This window comes from Mucilaginibacter frigoritolerans (genome assembly GCF_007830615.1).
Taxonomy (GTDB): domain Bacteria; phylum Bacteroidota; class Bacteroidia; order Sphingobacteriales; family Sphingobacteriaceae; genus Mucilaginibacter; species Mucilaginibacter frigoritolerans.
In genome coordinates, this window is sequence record NZ_VLLI01000012.1 from 13,272 (window position 1) to 32,619 (window position 19,348).

The 19,348-nt window shown below is 39.8% G+C and carries 20 protein-coding genes and 1 tRNA gene; 6 read left to right on the forward strand and 15 right to left on the reverse strand.

Translation table 11 applies throughout. The annotated features are described in order from the left end of the window. Positions 1-42 precede the first annotated feature (42 nt). The gene (locus JN11_RS18460; RefSeq protein WP_144914941.1) at positions 43-756 is read left to right on the forward strand and encodes an alpha/beta hydrolase; all 714 of its coding nucleotides are present in this window, start codon (positions 43-45) and stop codon (positions 754-756) included. A gap of 177 nt (positions 757-933) precedes the next feature. Here JN11_RS18460 and JN11_RS18465 read toward each other — a convergent pair whose 3' ends face one another. Further along, positions 934-1,323, reverse strand: coding sequence for a winged helix-turn-helix transcriptional regulator (locus JN11_RS18465; RefSeq protein ID WP_144914943.1), 390 nt, complete (start codon positions 1,321-1,323; stop codon positions 934-936). An 89-nt stretch (positions 1,324-1,412) separates the two neighbouring features. Between JN11_RS18465 and JN11_RS18470 the strand changes: the two genes are divergently transcribed. Beyond that, positions 1,413-2,420 (forward strand): zinc-dependent alcohol dehydrogenase family protein, encoded by a 1,008-nt coding sequence (locus tag JN11_RS18470; RefSeq protein ID WP_144914945.1) that lies wholly within the window; start codon positions 1,413-1,415, stop codon positions 2,418-2,420. A 347-nt stretch (positions 2,421-2,767) separates the two neighbouring features. Here the strand turns inward: JN11_RS18470 and JN11_RS18475 are convergent, their stop codons facing one another. From JN11_RS18475 to JN11_RS18490, 4 genes are all read right to left on the reverse strand, one after another. Continuing rightward, positions 2,768-3,343, reverse strand: coding sequence for a YceI family protein (locus tag JN11_RS18475; RefSeq protein WP_144914946.1), 576 nt, complete (start codon positions 3,341-3,343; stop codon positions 2,768-2,770). 54 nt (positions 3,344-3,397) lie between these two features. Beyond that, positions 3,398-3,877 (reverse strand): hypothetical protein, encoded by a 480-nt coding sequence (locus tag JN11_RS18480; RefSeq protein WP_144914947.1) that lies wholly within the window; start codon positions 3,875-3,877, stop codon positions 3,398-3,400. Between the two features lie 5 nt (positions 3,878-3,882). Further along, positions 3,883-4,842 carry a heme-binding domain-containing protein gene (locus tag JN11_RS18485; RefSeq protein WP_144914948.1) on the reverse strand — a complete coding sequence of 320 codons (960 nt, stop codon included), beginning with the start codon at positions 4,840-4,842 and terminating at the stop codon, positions 3,883-3,885. Between the two features lie 274 nt (positions 4,843-5,116). Beyond that, positions 5,117-5,764 carry a GIN domain-containing protein gene (locus tag JN11_RS18490; protein ID WP_144914950.1) on the reverse strand — a complete coding sequence of 216 codons (648 nt, stop codon included), beginning with the start codon at positions 5,762-5,764 and terminating at the stop codon, positions 5,117-5,119. A 273-nt stretch (positions 5,765-6,037) separates the two neighbouring features. On the opposite strand from JN11_RS18490, the gene JN11_RS18495 reads away from it, so the two are divergent. Further along, positions 6,038-7,390, forward strand: coding sequence for a sensor histidine kinase (locus JN11_RS18495; RefSeq protein WP_144914951.1), 1,353 nt, complete (start codon positions 6,038-6,040; stop codon positions 7,388-7,390). Beyond that, positions 7,383-8,084, forward strand: coding sequence for a response regulator transcription factor (locus JN11_RS18500; RefSeq protein ID WP_144914952.1), 702 nt, complete (start codon positions 7,383-7,385; stop codon positions 8,082-8,084). The genes JN11_RS18495 and JN11_RS18500 overlap by 8 nt, the downstream gene beginning before the upstream one ends. Before the next feature lie 68 nt (positions 8,085-8,152). Here the strand turns inward: JN11_RS18500 and JN11_RS18505 are convergent. Further along, positions 8,153-8,226, reverse strand: a tRNA-His gene (locus tag JN11_RS18505). A gap of 220 nt (positions 8,227-8,446) precedes the next feature. On the opposite strand from JN11_RS18505, the gene JN11_RS18510 reads away from it, so the two are divergent. Then, a complete protein-coding gene (locus tag JN11_RS18510) occupies positions 8,447-10,537 on the forward strand; it encodes a heavy metal translocating P-type ATPase (protein ID WP_144914954.1) in 2,091 nt (696 codons plus the stop codon). Between the two features lie 121 nt (positions 10,538-10,658). Then, on the forward strand, positions 10,659-11,129 hold the full coding sequence (gene rnhA / locus JN11_RS18515) for a ribonuclease HI (protein ID WP_144914955.1): 471 nt from the start codon (positions 10,659-10,661) through the stop codon (positions 11,127-11,129). A 103-nt stretch (positions 11,130-11,232) separates the two neighbouring features. On the opposite strand, the gene fbp is transcribed toward rnhA, so the two are convergent. The 9 genes from fbp to JN11_RS18560 all read right to left on the reverse strand — a co-directional run bounded on the left by fbp (position 11,233) and on the right by JN11_RS18560 (position 19,297). Then, positions 11,233-12,282 carry a class 1 fructose-bisphosphatase gene (gene fbp, locus JN11_RS18520; RefSeq protein ID WP_144914956.1) on the reverse strand — a complete coding sequence of 350 codons (1,050 nt, stop codon included), beginning with the start codon at positions 12,280-12,282 and terminating at the stop codon, positions 11,233-11,235. Positions 12,283-12,308: 26 nt separating this feature from the next. Next, positions 12,309-12,797: a metallophosphoesterase family protein gene (locus tag JN11_RS18525; RefSeq protein WP_144914957.1), complete on the reverse strand. Its 489-nt coding sequence runs from the start codon at positions 12,795-12,797 to the stop codon at positions 12,309-12,311. Next, the gene (locus JN11_RS18530) at positions 12,790-13,080 is read right to left on the reverse strand and encodes a hypothetical protein (protein WP_144914959.1); all 291 of its coding nucleotides are present in this window, start codon (positions 13,078-13,080) and stop codon (positions 12,790-12,792) included. The genes JN11_RS18525 and JN11_RS18530 overlap by 8 nt, the downstream gene beginning before the upstream one ends. A gap of 1 nt (position 13,081) precedes the next feature. Beyond that, positions 13,082-13,795 (reverse strand): tRNA1(Val) (adenine(37)-N6)-methyltransferase, encoded by a 714-nt coding sequence (locus tag JN11_RS18535; protein WP_144914961.1) that lies wholly within the window; start codon positions 13,793-13,795, stop codon positions 13,082-13,084. A 2-nt stretch (positions 13,796-13,797) separates the two neighbouring features. After that, a complete protein-coding gene (gene gloA2 / locus JN11_RS18540) occupies positions 13,798-14,187 on the reverse strand; it encodes an SMU1112c/YaeR family gloxylase I-like metalloprotein (RefSeq protein ID WP_144914962.1) in 390 nt (129 codons plus the stop codon). After that, positions 14,187-16,409 carry a phosphoribosylformylglycinamidine synthase subunit PurL gene (gene purL / locus JN11_RS18545; RefSeq protein ID WP_144914964.1) on the reverse strand — a complete coding sequence of 741 codons (2,223 nt, stop codon included), beginning with the start codon at positions 16,407-16,409 and terminating at the stop codon, positions 14,187-14,189. Before purL ends, gloA2 begins: the two co-directional genes overlap by 1 nt. A gap of 129 nt (positions 16,410-16,538) precedes the next feature. Further along, positions 16,539-17,372, reverse strand: coding sequence for an energy transducer TonB (locus JN11_RS18550; RefSeq protein WP_144914966.1), 834 nt, complete (start codon positions 17,370-17,372; stop codon positions 16,539-16,541). Positions 17,373-17,541: 169 nt separating this feature from the next. Continuing rightward, positions 17,542-18,123 (reverse strand): DUF4468 domain-containing protein, encoded by a 582-nt coding sequence (locus JN11_RS18555; protein ID WP_144914967.1) that lies wholly within the window; start codon positions 18,121-18,123, stop codon positions 17,542-17,544. A gap of 64 nt (positions 18,124-18,187) precedes the next feature. Beyond that, complete coding sequence (locus JN11_RS18560; RefSeq protein WP_246139054.1) at positions 18,188-19,297, reverse strand: porin; 1,110 nt, start codon at positions 19,295-19,297, stop codon at positions 18,188-18,190. Between the last annotated feature and the right edge of the window lie 51 nt (positions 19,298-19,348).

Genomic DNA, 19,348 nt, shown 5'->3' on the forward strand with positions numbered 1-19,348 from the left:
CTTTGTATCGTTGACACAAACAAAAAATCAACGATTAAGAAAATGGAAACACTAAATGTAAAAAACGAGATCAAAAATGTTGTATTGGTTCATGGCGCCTTTGCAGACGGCTCCGGCTTTAAAGCACTTTATAACGAATTAACCAAAAAAGGATATAACGTATCGGTTGTACAGAACCCTTTAACCTCACTGGAAGATGATGTTTTGGCAACACATGTTGCTTTAGACAGAATTGGCGGTCCGGCAATTCTTGCAGGTCACTCGTGGGGCGGTGCTGTAATTACCGAAGCCGGTAACCACCCTAACGTTGCTGCCCTGGTTTATATAGCTGCATTTCAGCCAGACAACGGTGAATCAGCTCTGCAGTGGCTCCAGACAGCTGCCCCAGCCCCCGAAAACGGCGTACTTCCTCCGGACGATAAAGGAATTGTTTATTATGACAAAGATAAATACCATGCCGGCTTTTGTGCTGATATTGATGCTAATGAAGCAGCGTTTATGTATGCATCTCAGGGCGCCTTTTATGCAAAGGGTTTTGTAACGCCCATAACCCATGCTGCCTGGAGAGATAAACCTGCCTACGGCCTGATTGCTACAGAAGATAAAAGCATCGCCCCGGAGATTCAACATGCAATGTACAAACGTTCCAATACAAAAGTTACCGAGATAAAGGGCAGCCATGTAATATTTATGTCGCAGCCCGAAAAAGTGGCGGCAGTTATTATAGAGGCTGCAACACAAGGCGCGCAGAAATAAAATACTACGTTTGATGAGAAATACAAAGGCATGCCGTTTCGGGCAAGCCTTTGTATTTTCGGTTTGAAATTTAATCAGTAATGCTATCCTAAACTACTCAAACATACATAAAGTGCTATTAATTAGAATTTTATTACTCCTCTTATTATTGGCTTATTTTTTAATTAAAATTACCTCTCAAAAGCTCTCATGAGATAATGTCGAGACTTCACCAGCTACTTGAGATCTATGGCGCGTTCCCCAAGCATGCAGGGCATCACATATGGGTACAATTTCCCTGCCTATATCAGTCAGGGTATATTCTACTCTTGGTGGAACTTGTGCGTATACACGCCTGGCAATTAATCCATCCGCCTCTAGCTCACGCAACTGTAAGGTTAACATACGTTCGGTAATATTTGCGATCTTTTTCTTCAATTCTCCATATCGCTGCCTCTCTGTGTTCAGTTGCATTAAGATCAATAGCTTCCATCTGCCGCCCATTAGTTGCACCGCATATGTCAGATTACAGTCAGTTAAGAACTTACGATTAATGCTATTTGTTGAACTTTCTTTGATTTTTGCCATTACTTACATTTTTGTATGTATCATACATTGGGTTGGTAACATAGCAAATTTAAGGTACATACTTTAAACTTGTACAAAAAAAATAAAATATGTCTACTAAAGCAAAAGAAGTACAAGGTATACGATTCCACCAGACAGGTGGACCAGAAGTATTAAAGTTAGAAAAAGTAAATGTACCGGCGCCAGGTCCACAGGAAGTACGTCTGGAGGTAAAGGCAATAGGTCTCAACCGCGTTGATTCCATGTTTCGGAGCGGTTATTATTCAGAGCAGCCTATCTTTCCCTCCATGCTGGGTTTTGAAGCCTCCGGCATTATAGAAGCTGTTGGAGCGGAAGTAAAAGATTTTGCTACGGGAGATTCAGTAAGTGTAGTACCCGCTTTCTCCAATCATCAATATGGCACCTATGGCGAGTTAATTCTACTACCGGCTTATGCCATTCAAAAGAACCCACCAAATTTAAGCTTTGATCAGGCAGCTGCGCTTTGGACAAGCTATATTGCAGTCTATGGCATGTTGGTGGACAGCGCCAATTTACAGCCTGGTCAAGTAGTATTGTTCAATGCAGCTTCAAGTAACACAGGGTTCGCCATTACTCAATTAGTTAATTATTTAGGTGGCATTTCCATTGCTTTGACCAGCTCGGCATCAAAAAAACAGGCGATATTGAATTCAGGCGCACAGCATGTAATTCTAACAGGTAAAGAAGATATTGCAAAAGAAGTATTGAGTATAACCAGAGGCAAGGGCGCAAACGTTATTCTTGATGCAGTCGGCGGGAAGTATTTCGAACATCTTGTAGCAGCTGCGGCTGAGCGTGCGCAAATATTCGCCTACGGCGCTTTGAGTTTTGAACCCGCAGTATGGCCAGCCGTTCCTATTTTATTAAAAATGCTTTCGGTTAAGGGATACAACATGGGTGACCTGCTTATGGATTATACTAAACAACAAGCCGCTATCGCATTTGTGAGAGCAGGGGTGGAAAGCGAAAAGCTTTTGCCGGTAGTTGGCCCAAAATTCCCTTTAAGCGATGTTACCGACGCACATCGCAGCCTGGAAGCCAACCAGCACACAGGAAAAATTATTCTTACCGTTTGATGAAAACCTATTGCAGAAGGCGATACAATACATTGACTATTTAGCTCATAGTCGATATTATTACCGTACCATCACAAACAAAAAAAGCCTCTCGTTTTCATGAGAGGCTTTTCGGGTGAATCATAGGTCTTATTTCCAATCAGTTTATAGTTGATTTAAAGAAAATTGCTGACTTTTTCAGCAATCCTTGATAGAATAAATATCGAACCAGTTCACTAACGTGAAAGGATTCCCGATATTTGTTTGGTGATCATCGTTGTCGCCTATTTTGAATCTTGCTGTTGATCTGCAATATTTGAGCAGCTTCAGGCGCCCTAAATTATCCGGGATAGGGTTGAGATTCAATATTAGTCCTTATCAAATTCTCCGTTGGCGTTCAAGGTGATCTCGTCGCCCAGCATAGCAGCCGGATATTTAGTGATGCCAAAATCAATCCGGTTGATGGTGCCGGAGATTTTAAAACCTGCACCGGGTTTGTTGTGCATGCCGATGCCGGTACGAACATAAGCATCCAGAATAACCTGTTTAGTAACACCGTGTAAAGTGAGGTCGCCTACAATCTTATAGGTTGAAGCAGATGTTTTAGTTACCGATGTGCTTCTGAACGTTATTTTAGGAAATTTCTCAACATCTAACAGTTCCGAACTCTTTACCTCTTTATCGCGATAATCATTATCCGTTGAAATGCTGGCGGCATCGGCAGTGAACACGATAGTTGAGCCTGCGAAATCATCGCTCGGTGCGCTAATAGTAGCATCAAATAATTTGAAGGAACCTTCAACATCACTCAGCATATTGTGAGTGATAGTAAAAGTAATTCTGGCGTGCGCTTTATCGGCGGTCCAAACAGACGGGGTAATGGTTGTGAAAGAGAATAGCAAGGCGGATGCACCTACTACTACTATAGCAGATAACTTTTTCATGACTTTGATTTTTATGTTTAATTTTTGATTAGAAATTTATAGGTCTTTGCGGTACTAAAACATAATAGAGGGCTTCAAACTAAGTATATATTTTGCCCGGGCATTTTGTCCCAATGTATCGGTATCCACTTTTAAACATGCACCTTTAAAACGGCTGTATATGCCGATATTTTTATCTGGATCTACTTTCAGCATTTCAACCGACAATAGATCGCCGGGAATGTTTCCACCAATCCAGCGCTTGTCTGCTTGCTGTTTCCAAGTTATTAATGCAAATACAGATGTGCGCCGGGATTTCCTATTTCCAACCAGGGCGATCGCTTTAACAGAATCATTACCATATAAAGTAGCCATAGTACCCGATTTTTTATTTACCATTGATGTAATTATTTTGAACCCCATTTTACTAAAGTTAAAGTCTGCAGGAAGTGATGCCTTTGCGTTAAGTTCGCCGGCTTCGGGCGTGTTTTTATGGTCGGCGCAGCCAGATACCATAAAAGATGCAATTAGTAATACAAATGACACTGTTTTCATCGGTTTTAATTTTTAATTGGTTGGGTAAAAACAAAATCGTTGTCGCTAAGCGGCCGGTGGCAGTTAATACATTCATTGGTGAACATAACTGTTTTACCATAGGGTACCAGTTTCGGAGTTTTAAAACGTGCAAACCCCCAGCCATGGGTAGAAACAAATTTTTCTTTATCCTTAATCATAAATTCCACCTGTTTAAATGCCCCGGTAGTTATATTGCCATTATTATCAACCACTTGATCCCAGGCAACTTTGGCAAAAACGGTACCTTTAGGCCAGGGATTGATCTGATGATCTTTTATGGCTTTAACGGCAACCTCGTTACCAAATATTACGCGCATAGTGCCATTGTCAAACCGTTCGGTAGTACTGATAGCTTGCCAGTTTTTGTAATCAGGAATAAATTCAACACCGTTCAGCGCTTTTGGCAATGACGTAATTGCTGTGGCCCTGTTTTTTAGCAGTTCGTATTGCTTATCCCTGGCGTTCAGTTTTGCTGTATCCATGGGCGTAATGCCAGTGATAGTATTTAAATAATTTTTTAGCGTATTTAAGTCCTGTTCAGACACTTTTGACGATGTATGCACCGTCTCGTAATCTTTTACCGGCATGGCCCCTGCGTTAATTTGGTTTAAACATTCCCATAACTTCGCTTTTTGATCGACTGGTGCTAATTTGTTCCATTCGGAAAAATTCATTAGTTCGCGACCTCTTTTTATATGTGCCGCAACCTTCCATGATACCGGCGCTATTTTATCGTACCAACGAAGGTTCGTTTCATTAGAATGGCAATCATAACAAGCGCGCCGTAGTATAACTTTCACCTCCGCCGGAGCTTGAATATCACCGGTTACAGGCGGGTTGGTGATAACCGGCTGCTTAATTTGCAAAGCCCCAAAAACAAGGGCGCCTGTTACAACGAATGCGAAGAAATAAAATCTAAAAGCCTTTTTTGGGATAACTTTCATAAGTTTTTTATTTAATATAACGGTATGTGCTTAGCCAATGTTAACAACTACTTTCCCGTTTGTTGTTCTTTGTTCCTGTGCCTGATAGGCTCGGCTCCTCTTCCTATATGGGCTATTCGGAATATGCTCAAAGCCTTTCTCGACCTTGACGGAACATTAAGTTTATCAGTAGCTTTTTCATTTTGACTGGTTTTAAATTGACTGCTCGTTTTCTTTGTTGAGCAAAACTAACGGTATAACCGCTATGCTTTTGTTAACTGTTTGCTAACGAGTGTTAACCATTGTTAACTGCGCTTTCTGTAATTGTGTTATCTTTGTTATAAAAGTTGGTATTAAATTCAACAGGCATTCGTTGAGCCGGATCCATACGTTTCTTTAACATTTGGGCTGCGATAAAATTTGTTGAGTTGAGCGTTGAAGCATAGTTAACAGCCAGTTCACTTTCTATTGCTGTACCGCTAATGTTTGCTAATGAACTATCATTCAATTTGATATGTATGAAACAACAATCAAGGTTAAGATCTGCCTTTGCCTTGTCGTATAATTCGATATCCAAATCCAGGGACGAAAACCTGCCTTCAGTTTTTACCAATACATCGTCATAAGCGGTCAGGGCGTTCAGATCGTATACCGTTACCCAAACGTCCAATCTTTCAGCACTGTAACAGGTAATACGCAAAACACCATTCTCTATCTCTACCAGTGCATCGTGATCGTAATAGGTACCGCTCATTTGCACGCCATTTTTCTCACCCGACAGTAAATGCAACCGGACATTGCCGTGCACTTCAATTTTATAGAACTTATTGATCCAGGTCAATTCGGTTAATTCCTGATTGCTTCCTGGATTTGCTGCAAAAGTTTTGGTCCCTGCAGTTAAGATTAATAATACTGTTGCGATTTTTAAAAATGTTGTTTTCATGATTTTTAATTTTAATAATGTTGTTGTTTTTAGTTGAGCAAAGTTGCCATGAAAGCGACACGCATTTTGTTAACTCATTACTAATGAGTGTTAACTAAACTTAATTCAGATTTTAAAATAGTTTAAGCCAGATTTGGATGACAGAGCGATTGGATGAAGCTGATTCCGCCTGGCCGGCCAACTCTTTAAGAAAGATAAGTCATTAGAACTTAGTGTTAACTATTGTTAACTGTGCGGGGTTAAGGTTTTTATATATTTAACTTCGCCAATACAATGAAGAAAAGACTCACGTTTACATTTATTCTTGCTGCCATCACAGTAACCGGAATTTTGAGCTTTCAGACATACTGGGTATATACATCTTATCGTACAGCCGAGCACAACTTTGATCGTGATATGGTGTACGCGTTGCAAGAAAGCCTGGATGCCTATCCGCTGAAGGTGAGTAAGCTTCCAACTTCCTTAGCTGGAAGCTCGCCCTATTTGTCGGTGGCTGAGGCGGTGCCTGATGAGCCACTACCAGCTAAAAGCTATGGCCCTAACAAAATTGCTCATGATGCGGTCCGGTTGCACCAGGTAACCGTTTCACCTGCCAACCTGGTAGCTGTACAGGAAATGGTGGCGCGGCTGATCGCAGAATCATCACAAAAACCGCTAAATATGTCTGTTTTAGCTGCGCTTTATCAGAGTGCACTTACTAAATACCATATTGTTCATCCATTTAAACTAATTCTAATAAATCAAAGCAAAATTCAGCCCGGGGACATAACGGCCAACGTTAAATTTTCGAAGTATAAGGATGCTGTTAAAGTTGAAATAACAGATGCCCGTCAATACCTGCTGTCGCAAAATATAGCGCCTGCGCTACTCTCAGTCTTATTGATCCTGTTATCGGGCAGCAGCCTTTATTATATGGGACTCATTATCCGGCGGCAGGTAAAACTGGATGGCATAAAAAATGATTTTATAAATAATGTAACTCATGAATTGAGGACGCCAATCTCGATACTAAAATCCACTCATGACTCATTACTTCATTTCAGCGACTTATCCGATATTGATAAAACCAAACGCCATTTGAATATAAACGTTGATATTTTGGATAAACTGGATAAGAATGTTGACCGTATACTTGATATTACCCGGCACGAACAGGGCATTAAAGTGACTAATTACCAACTCATCAATATTGATCATTTGATGAATGATGTCATCAATAGATTTGCCGCATTCGGCGCTCATGGAATTGAATATCAGTCCGGATTAGTAAATAAACTGATAAGTACCGATAGTTACATTATAGATACTGTAGTTACAAACCTGGTAGACAATGCGATAAAATATTCCAGGGAAGATGTTAACATCCAGATCATCACATCTCTGGCCGGAAAAGGCTGGAAGTTGCAAGTGAAAGATAATGGAATCGGCATTAGCGATCAAAACCTTCCTTATATATTCGATAAGTTTTACCGGGTGCCTTCCGGCAATATTCACGATGTAAAGGGCTATGGTTTAGGCTTAAGTTATGTGAAGCTGTTAATTAATAATTTGAAAGGCACCCTCAGCGTAAAAAGCAAGTTGGGTACAGGAACAACATTTACCATAAAATTTCCGGGCAATGAATAAGATCAAAGTAATGCTGGTTGAGGATGAAGCCGTATTGGCGTCTATAATTAAAGAAGCGTTGGAAACCAGGGATTTCGAGATCACTGTTGCAGCTAATGGCGTTGAAGGCTGGAGTCTTTTCAACACCAAAAGGCCCGACCTCTGTGTAGTGGACGTCATGATGCCAAGAAAGGACGGATTTTCCCTGGTCCAGGATATTCGCAAAATTGATGAGATGGTTCCCATTATCTTCCTGACCGCTAAAACTCAGACAGAAGACATAATTAAAGGATTTGAGATGGGTGGTGATGACTACATGAAAAAGCCGTTCAGTATGGAAGAACTTGTTGCCCGTTTAAAAAGCCTTATCCGTCGGAAATTACCCGCACAGTCTGCGGAGCATTTGACTACCCAGAAGATCACTACTATTGGTGCTTATAACTTCTCCATCTCCCGGCTCGAACTTTCGTATAATGGTCAAACTGTGTACATCTCGCAACGGGAAGCCGAACTGCTTGATCTACTGTTACAGCATAAAAATAATATACTTGACAGGAGAACGGCTTTGCTGAAAATTTGGGGTGATGATAATGTGTTCAATGCCCGTAGCATGGATGTTTATATAACCCGTTTACGAAAATATTTCCTTCATGATAAGCTGGTAGAAATTCAGAACATCCGTGGTTACGGTTATAAATTGATTGAGCATGAATGATCTGTTAAAAGATTCTAAACAAAAAAGCCTTACGAAGTTTTAAAAACTTCGTAAGGCTAAATTTGAAGGGTAAATGATGGGGCTCGAACCCACGACCCTCGGTACCACAAACCGATGCTCTAACCAACTGAGCTACATCTACCGTTTTGGAGAGTGCAAAAATAGAAATCTTCGGCCGATTTGCAAAGTCTTTTTTAACAATATTTATTTCTTTTTCAAAACAGCATCATAACAGGTAAAATCTATAACCAGAAACACTTTCTGCCTTAATAACTTATGCAATGATTGCAACATTTATTAATATTACAATCAGCTTACCCAAAATACTGTATATAGCTTCAATTAATGGGTAAATTTGTAATATGGCAGAGCAATTAATTGAACTTAACGTAACTGGGATGCATTGTAATAATTGCGCCTTATCCGTTCATAAATTATTGGAAAAAAGAGGGCTTCACAATATCCTGGTTGATTTTGCCAGCGAAGAAGTTAAATTCTCCAATGATAATGAAGCTGATCTTCCAGGTATTATTAAAGATATAGAGGGTTTGGGTTATAAAGTAGTGGATGACCCCGCCTTACAGATAACTCCATTTTATGAAAAAGTGGAGAATAAGTTTTTATTCTGTGCTATTTTAACCGCCCCGCTCCTGCTGCATATGATTTTGCCCTGGCATTTTTTACACTTGCCTTTGGTACAAATGCTTTTATGCCTGCCTGTTTTTATAGTTGGATGCCTTCATTTCGGTAAAAGCGCCATTAATTCTATAAAAGGCGGGGTACCTAATATGGATGTATTAATATTTGTAGGCTCGTCTGCAGCTTTTATTTATAGCTTAATTGGCACCATTGAAAATTTAGGTGAGCAGTATCAGTTTTATGAAACCTGTGCAACCATCATCACTTTAGTGCTGTTAGGTAATGTTTTTGAAAAACGTTCGGTAACGCAAACCACATCAGCCGTAAAAGATCTGGTTAAAATTCAGCAGGTAAACGCTAACAGGGTTGTTAATGGCGGTATTGAAGTAATCAGTGCAAGAGATGTACGCCCCGGCGATACTCTTTTGGTAAACCAGGGCGACAAAATCCCGGTTGACGGTGAAGTACTTTCGGGCAACGCTTCTGTAGACGAAGCCATGCTTACCGGTGAAAGTATCCCGGTTGAAAAAGAAAAATATGATAAAGTAATTGGCGGTACCATTGTACAAAATGGTAACATCCGCATGATAGCCACCAAAGTGGGATCCAATACGGTGTTGGCACAAATCATCGAATTGATGAAAAAAGCGCAGGCTGCTAAACCTCCAGTACAAAAATTAGGTGATAAAGTTGCGGCTGTTTTTGTTCCGGCAGTGATACTTATTTCGCTTATCACTTTTATCATTACCTTTTTTGCTGTTCATACCAGCTTGCAGGTGGCGTTAATGAACGCTATTGCGGTATTAGTAATATCATGTCCTTGTGCGATGGGACTTGCTACACCAACCGCTGTAATGGTTGGCTTAGGGCGTGCCGCTAAAAACGGGATATTAATAAAAGGAGGCGATACTATTGAAGCTGTATCCAATACCAAGTTTGTAGTTTTTGATAAAACAGGAACCATAACCACCGGAAAATTCCGCATTTATGATATAAAAACTGAAGGCGAGGCAAGTATTGAACAGATAAGAGGTGTAATTGTGGCCATTGAAGAAAGATCAAACCACCCCATAGCCAAATCATTAGTAAATGAATTGTTGCCATTTCAGCAAACAAAGCTGATCCTAAAATCGGCCAAAGAAGAAAAAGGATTAGGTATGCGTGCAGAAGATGTTGATGGCAACCATTATTTCCTCGGATCAGGCAAAGCAAAAGACGACAGTGATTTCAACTTATCCCTCTATAAAAACCAAAAATTGATAGCCCAGATAGCTATTGATGACGAAATAAGGCCTGAAGCAATAACGCTTATTAAGCAACTTAAAAAAATGAACATTGTACCGGTACTGTTAAGTGGCGATAAAATGAACAGATGTCTTAAAGTTGCCAGGCAGATTGGTATTGACGATGTGCATGGAGAAAAATTACCAGACGAAAAGCTACAGGTGATTGATATCTACAAACAAAAGGGTAAAACCATTATGATTGGCGATGGCATTAATGATGCTCCTGCCCTTACCAAGGCCGATGTTGGTGTTTCTATGAATGATGCCAGCCAGGTTGCCATGCAATCGGCAAGAGTAATATTGCTAAATACCGATCTTCAATCAGTTATCAAGTTCCTGCAAATTAGCAGGCATACTTTAATCACCATTAAACAAAACCTGTTTTGGGCTTTTGCCTATAATATAATAGCTATACCGGTAGCTGCTCTTGGCTTTTTAAATCCAATGGTTGGTGCGTTTACCATGGCCTTTTCTGATGTAGTAGTAATTGGCAACTCGCTGCGTCTTAAACGGAAAAAGATCGATTAGTTCATTGTTGATAGTTCACGGTTCATTGCCTTAATTTATTTTATATTTTTGGCAACGTTGATCAGGAATATTCAGGGCCCAACAACCATGAACGATTAACCATGATCCATGAACTAAAAAAATGATCGAAATATTTACAGACGGAGCATCAAGTGGTAACCCCGGGCCGGGAGGCTATGGCGTTATCCTGCGTTCGGGCAAACATTATAAAGAACTTTCTGAGGGCTTCCGTAAAACAACCAACAACCGTATGGAATTACTTGCGGTAATAAAAGGTTTAGAGGCCATTAAAACCCCGGGACACGATGTAATGATCTATTCCGACTCGAAGTATGTGATTGATGCTATTGAAAAAAAATGGTTGCTGGGTTGGCTCAAAAAAGGATTTGCAGGCAAAAAAAACAAAGACCTTTGGCTTCGGTATTTAGATATCAGCAAAGTTCATAACGTTAAATTTACTTGGGTACGTGGGCATGCGGGTCATCCAGAAAATGAAAGATGCGACCAATTAGCGGTGGCCGCCGGCAAGCAAAAAAATCTGCTGATTGATTCTGTTTTTGAAGTGGAAAACGCTAAAACAAATTTGATGTGATCCGAGTATGTAGTTTTAAGTTGACAGTTTGCACTCTCAAATACCGCTAACTCAAAACTGTCTATTACTCTTTACCTACGGCAAACTGCAAACTCAAAACTGCCTACTGTAATTCCACTACACCTTCAAAACTCTTTTTGGTTTGTTGTGGCGAAAAGCAAAGCATCATTTCTTCGGCCTTTTTTACCATGTTTTCTGAGCCTATAAATATAGCCGACCGCTGGTGCAATTGTTCCACATCAAGTTCCAATATACGCTGATATCCATTGCTGGCCTTACCCCCTGCTTGTTCAATTATAAACGCCATGGGGTTACATTCATATACTAAGCGGAGCTTGCCCTTTGGCGTGCTTGCCGTTACCGGGTAAATGAATATGCCACCTTTAATTAAATTGCGATGCAAATCAGCTACCATTGATCCGATATACCTTGATGTATAGGGCCTCTTTGTTGCAGCGTCTTCCACCTGGCAATATTTAATGTATTTTTTTACCCCATCAGGAAAATGAGTATAATAACCTTCATTAATGGAATAGATCACCCCATCCTTTGGTATCTGCATATCAGGATGCGAAAGGCAAAACTCGCCTATCGACGGATCAAGCGTAAATCCGTTAACGCCTTTTCCTGTGGTATAAACCAACATAGTTGATGATCCATAAATTACATAACCCGCAGCTACCTGTTCAGTACCCCGTTGCAGCACATCATCTATTGTGGCTCTTCCTTCGGTTGATTTACGATGATAGATGGAGAAAATAGTACCAACAGCCACATTTACATCAATATTTGATGAACCGTCAAGCGGATCCATGGCAACAATATATTTGGCATCCTTTGATATTTCAGAATCAATATGGATACATTCATCATTTTCTTCTGATGCCACAATACAGCACTCCCCGCCGTGTTGCAATGCTGATATAAATTGTTCGTTAGCGTAAACGTCCAGCTTTTTCTGCCCCTCTCCCTGCACATTAATAGTTCCGGCTTCTCCTAAAATGTCAGCCAAACCAGCTTTATTTACTTCGCGGTTTACAATTTTGGCTGCTATGCCTATGTCCCTTAACAATCGTGATAATTCGCCTTTGGCGTATGGAAAATCCGCCTGTTTTTCGATGATAAATTGCCCCAGCGTTTTCGCTATTTTCATATACTTAGTGTATTTATTACATGCAATTACTGCAATTCAATAAGGTCTAAGGTATGAATTTTATCTTCAGAAATACAAAATCTAATTAAAGTACGCACCTTTTGCCAGCCCTGTTTTCCTGCTGCCCCGGGGTTTATATGCAAACAGTTGATCTTTTTATCGTAAATAACCTTTAAAATATGCGAATGCCCGCAGATAAAGAGCTGCGGAGGCTTAGTGTATATTTCACCCTTAACCTGCGGACTATATTTACCTGGATAACCACCTATATGCGTCATCCAAACATCAACGTTTTCGCAGTTGAACCGTAGATGCTCGGGATAGGTTAAACGAATGTCAGCATCATCAATATTACCATATACACCTCTTAATGGTTTAAAAGCGGCAAGTTTATCGGCCACTTCAATATTGCCAAAATCGCCTGCATGCCAAATCTCGTCACAGTTTTCAAAATGCCTGAAAACTGCATCATCAAGGTAGCTGTGCGTATCGGAAAGAAGACCTATTTTAACCATGTAATATAAATAAACCTATAACATTCAAAATCGTAAATAATAGATAAGCGACAATTAAAGTCCCACACATAATACTATTTTCGCGAAATAAGGCTTTTAAGTGAAGATAAACAGCAACACAAAAAAATAAAAAATAAATTAAAACCAACCTGAAGGATTGCCAAGCAAGCACAGTAAAAACAGGTGTATGAAATCCAGGTTCAACCGAAACGGCAAATGATGATAAAAACGGTACTATGGGTATTATTAACAAGATGGTTAAAATTATTGATATAATTTTCATACTAAAAAGCTAAAAAATAAGGCTTAAGCAAATTTTTATATTCGTCTGAATATACACCAACAGATTTGTAAATATTTAGCCTGGGGTTTTCTGCTACAAGTTTTTCAAACCCTAAACACAAAATCTGCCGGTGCGGTTTGGAATGCTCAAATGAATGGATAGCTATTGCCTTCTGCAAATATAATCCATTCTGATTTGCCAATGCTTCGGCTAAAGGAACAGCCTGAAAGGGCAGTATTAACCAGCATGCCCCTTTTGAAGAGAGATGACATGATATATCTTTCATCAATCGCTCAAAAAAACTGGCATCAGTATGTTTTGCCAACGATTTCTTTTCCTCTGGCGATTCCAGGGAGTTCATATAAAAAGGAGGATTTGAAACAATTAGCTCATACATATTGCCCTGATGCTCATCAAAAAAGTCGTTGATACTTACAGGAAATAAATTTAAACGCTTACTGAAAGGAGAATTATCAAAATTTTGAGCGGCCGTTTTTGCAGCAGAAGCATCTATCTCAACGGCATCAATTTTAGCATTGCTAAACTTTTGGGCCAGCATCAACGCTATTACCCCTGTGCCTGTGCCAATATCCAGTATATTTTCAGGACTATTAGCAGTAACCACGGTGCCAAGTAATACGCCATCAGTATTGATCTTCATGGCGCAGCCACTTTGGTCAACGCTAAACTGCTTAAATTTAAATATTGCAGACATGGCTATTTCTCGTAAAACTCAATCGGCAATCCATCCGGATCTGCAAAAAAAGTAAAACGTTTGCCGGTGTACTCGTCAATCCTTATTGGTTCGGTAACTACTTCAAATGCATTAACGTGTGCCACCGCTTCATCAATATTATCAACCTCAAAAGCCAAATGACGTAAGCCTGCAGCTTCGGGCCGTGATGGCCGTGCCGACGGATCAGGAAATGAAAAAAGCTCGATCTGGTATTGTCCTCCAACTTCCAGATCGAGCTTATATGATTTTCTTTCGGTACGGTAAACTTCCTGTACAATCTTTAAACCAAGTACTTCGCTGTAAAAATGTTTTGACTTTTGATAATCAGAACATATAATGGCGATATGGTGTACCCGGTTTAATTTAAACATTATGCACCTAAAATTTCGTGAAGTACATTACTATGCACCATCTTTATATCATTTATATGGCCAAATGATTCTTCATCAATAGTTAAAAAGCCATTATTAACGGTTCCAAGCAAGCTAAATTCAGTTTCGCTGGTAGCCATCATTTCAATAAAACGTTCATGGTCTGCCGGGGCAATACTTACTACCACCCTTCCCTGGCCTTCACCAAACAGAAAAGCATCTTTACGGATAGAACTGTCTGATTCAATTTCAAAGCCCAAACCATTCGGTAGTGATGATTCAACCAGTGTTACATATAAGCCACCGTCAGCCACATCATGAGCCGATTGGATTACTTTATGTTTAATCAGTTCTTTAATCACCTGGTGCATGGCATACTCTTTATCCAAATCAAAATATGGTGCCGGAGCTTTCAGTATTTTATGGTATGATGCTAGATATTGTGATGATGCAATATCATTAACAGATTCGCCGATTAAGTAAATCAGGTCACCGGGCTGTTTAAAGTCTGATGTCATTAGGTTAGACAGATCGTCCATCACACCCAGCATACCAATGGTAGGCGTCGGGAAAACCGGACCATCATCGGTTGACTGGTTATAGAAACTTACGTTACCACCTGTAACCGGGGTTTCAAACTTACGGCAAGCTTCGCCCATACCTTTAATGGCGCCAACAAACTGCCAGTACACTTCAGGCTTATATGGATTACCAAAGTTAAGGCAGTTGGTTATAGCCACAGGTTCGCCACCTGCACAGGTAATATTACGTGCTGCTTCGGCAACAGCTATTTCTGTTCCTTTTTGCGGATCAGCATAAACATATCGTGAGTTGCAGTCAACAGTAATTACAATTGCCTTGTCGGTATCTTTCACCGCAACCACAGCGGCATCACTAGGGCGATTGGTGGTCATGGTTGATGTACCGATCATGGAATCATATTGATCAGTAACCCATCTTTTTGATGCAATATTAGGGTGACTAATTAAATGTTCAGCAACAGCTACCAAATCTTTTGGTTCTGCTACATCTTCTATCTTAAATTTTTGGTTTTCTTTAAAATAAGCTGGTTCGCGGTATTCGCGTTCGTAAACCGGTGCTCCGCCGCCTAATACCAAATCATCAGCTGGTACATCAGCAACCAGTTCACCGTTTACATAATATTCCAGGCGCTGGGTATCGGTTACTTCGCCAATAATAGCGCAATTTAAATCCCACTTATCAAATACAGCTTCCACTTCTTTCTCACGGCCCTTATGCACTACAATCAGCATGCGTTCCTGTGATTCAGAAAGCAGTATTTCATAAGGCTTCATATTTTCCTGGCGCGTAGGCACTTTATCTAACCAAATCTTCATACCATGCTCGCCTTTAGCAGACATTTCAGAGTTGGAGCAGATAATACCTGCGGCACCCATATCCTGCATCCCTACAACGGCACCGGTTTTTATAACTTCAAGTGTTGCTTCCAACAATAGTTTTTCCTGGAAAGGATCACCTACCTGTACAGCAGGTAAATCATTAACTGAATCTTCCGTAATATCTTTTGATGCAAAAGCAGCACCGTGAATACCATCCTTACCCGTTGCTGAACCAACTATATAAACCGGGTTACCCACTCCATAAGAAGTGGCAGATACTGTTTCGCCAGCTTTTACAATTCCAGCAGAAAAGGCGTTAACTAATGGGTTTACATTGTAGCAATCGTCAAAAAACAACTCGCCACCAACAGTAGGGATTCCAAAAGCATTGCCATAATGGCTGATACCTTTAACCACACCTTTTACTAACCATTTAGTACGGTCGAGCGTTAAATCACCAAAACGCAATGAGTTTAGTTGGGCAATTGGCCTTGCACCCATGGTAAATATATCGCGGTTTATACCACCAACACCCGTTGCAGCTCCCTGGTATGGTTCTAATGCCGAAGGGTGGTTATGTGATTCTATTTTAAAGGCACAGCCAATACCGTCGCCCAAATCAACCAATCCGGCATTTTCTTCACCTGCTTTAGCCAGCATCCGCGGGCCATCTTTAGGCAAAGTTTTCAGCCATGTAATTGAGTTTTTGTACGAACAGTGTTCGCTCCACATTACCGAAAAAATAGAAAGTTCGGTAAAGTTAGGCACGCGCCCTAATATTTCTTTTATACGTTCAAATTCTTCGGGTAGTAATCCAAGATCTTTGGCGGTTTCAACGGTGGTTAATTCCTGGTGCTCCAATTTGTTATTGTTTATTTGAAAGGAAGCACAAAATTAGAAAAAAAAGCGGAAAGGAAAGGAAAAAGGTGAAAGCTTAAAGCAATGGCTTGAAATGGACCTTTGGCTTTAAACTTTCACCTGTAAGTTTATTTAATCACCATTAGATACCTGGAAATTTATAGGGATCATATACTTAACACGTACTGCTTGCCCGTTTTGCTGACCAGGCTTCCAGGCTTTAGCCAGTTTCAATACACGCATTGCTTCTTCATCAAATCCATGCCCTGCAGGTCTTTCTACCACTATATTGGATAAACTGCCATCCTTCTCAATAACAAAACTTAAAATCACTTTACCACTCACTCCTTCATCCTGTGCCGCTGCCGGGAACCTTAAATTCTTCCTTAAAAACTTTGCCCATGCTTCTGCTCCGCCAACGGGTTCAGGCATTACATCAAGACCATCTCCCAATGAGTGTACTGTATTATCAGGTCCGGGGGTGCTGCCATTTCCATTTCCGGGAGTTACATCCGGCAGATCATTACCTTTTTCAGCAGTACCTTTTGCATCCACATTTGAAATTACACTATTATTAAGCACCTCATTTTTTGGAGGATTAACAGCCTGTTCATCTCTTGTTACTACCATTTGAGGATCTTTGATAGTAGCGGCAGGTTTTGCCGGTGTTGCTTTCAACGACTTTGCTGGTTTCGGTGGATCAATCTTTTTTATTGGCTCCACTGGAAGCTTCATCAGGTTGGGATTATTATCAACAACCGTTACATGTATCATCTTCGGTTGTCTCATAAATAGCAGACTTCCACCAAAAACAACAGAGATAGCCAGGAAGGCAATACCCATGGCTCTTACCATGGTACTGGCGTAGTGTTGCCTTAATTCATAGGCTCCATAAGTTTTGTTACGATTTTCAAATACAAGGTCGAGCCACTCGGTCTTGTACAAATCAAATTTTGAGTTAAGCATAGTGATTGAAATTTAATTTTAATATAAAACGATTTGTAAATATTTTATATTGCTAAAAATTAAACTTTTGATATTCTTTCAATCAACTATATAATTAGTTATAAATTTTACACCTATAGGTTTAGTTTATTAATAAAATGACAAGTAAATGCAACTTTGTGTATTTAAACTACCACTTATCTGTGACTACTTTTTTGACATTTTCTTCCTTTTTCGGCGCGGAGACAGGAATACGCAATATAAATTGCTTTAGGTTATCACCAAATTGTTTACAAAATGCACCTGTTTCATCCAGGTAACCGGTTAAGTCTTTTTTATCCAATTTTGACTCAGCATTTTCCAAAGGAATTACAATTCCCTGTTTTGGAACATAATTATTATATCTGTCACGTTCATAAGGGGTAAACGTAAAATCGGTTAACCAATACCTGTATTTCTGATCTTTAAATTCAACATTTAAAGTATAATCAATTTCTCCTTTTTCATGCTTCAAAACTGAAATACCGCCATAAACCAAAAACTTTCCCTCTCCGGTTAAATTCTGCCCGTTTAGCTTCACCTTCATTTTAGCATAATTGGTTTTTAAAAAGCTTACGCCCCGTACATGCAGTGTATCTGCCGTCACTCCTGGTATATCAACTACCTGATAATAAATATATTTATTATGCTCATCAAATGATAATAAATCGCTTTGGGCCAATGAAATCTTAACCAAAAAAATACAGACAAGTGTGAGTAGTAATATTTTCATGCTATAAAGATAAAAGCCGCACTGATAAATTCAGTACGGCTTTTAAATAAATTGTTATAAAGATTTAGAATGCATATACGGCTGCTAATACAAACTGCGAAGCCGAACTTGTCGCTACATTGCTGCTATTGGTAAATACATCGCTTTTTGAGGTATTATCAAACCTGAATTCAGGGATAATAGTTAAAGGACCTGCTTTAATGTTAGCAGTAAAAGTAATACCAGTGACATCATCGCCTGGAAGCGGACCTGCAACTAAACCGGCACCACCTGTACTAACCGGAGCACCATAAGTGCCTGTCTTATCTTTAAAGTACTCACCTCTCAAACCTAAAGTTACTACTTTAGATACTGCCAACTGAGGATACAGTGCAACACCTGCAAAACCACCTGTAAACCCGTTTGATGCAGAAAAATCAGCAGCATTTAAGCCCAATTTAAAGGCATCGGTTATTTGATAGCTAGTAGTTAGGTCAACTTCTGTTCCATTTGATGGGCCGGTTACCAGGTTGATATAAGCAGTCCAGTTTTTAACAGGAGTTACAGTTAATTGAGCACCAAAAGTATTCACCCTGTCGGCTGATTTATAAGTATTCCAGTAATCATTAAAAACACCTGCCATTAAACTAACTTTATCAGAAAAAGCATACGTAGCTTTAAAACCCGCATTCTGGAAAGGTCCATTGGTAAACAGGTATGAAGTTGAATAATTAAAGTTAGCTGCAGGTGATATTACCTCATAACCTACAAAGGTTGACATATAGCCCATTGTTAAACTAAACTTCGATGTAACGTTATAATTTACATATAAGTTTTGAATGTGATAACCTGCATTTGGAATAGACTGATCACTTCTTGGGCCAAATGATAATTCGCCAACAAATGATGCGTTACCTACCGTCTTTTTTAAACCCAGGTCAATCATACCTATTGATATGGAATTTTGGTCACTCGCAAAACTTGTCGGAATATTGGGATGACCAGAAAAATCATATTTATAATAAGTATCAACTGAACCTGAAAATACCAGGGGTGCATCAGGTGCCGGAGCTGGTGCTGCGGGAGCTGCTGCCGCTGTTTTGCCAGTGTCGGCTGGCATAATAACAGCCGCCTGGGCTTTGTAGGTCAAAAATGTTGCAGCAGATAAACTTAAAAGTAAAAGTCCTTTTTTCATGATTGTTTGATAAGGAAAAATTAATAGTTTGGTTGATTGATTTGAATTGAA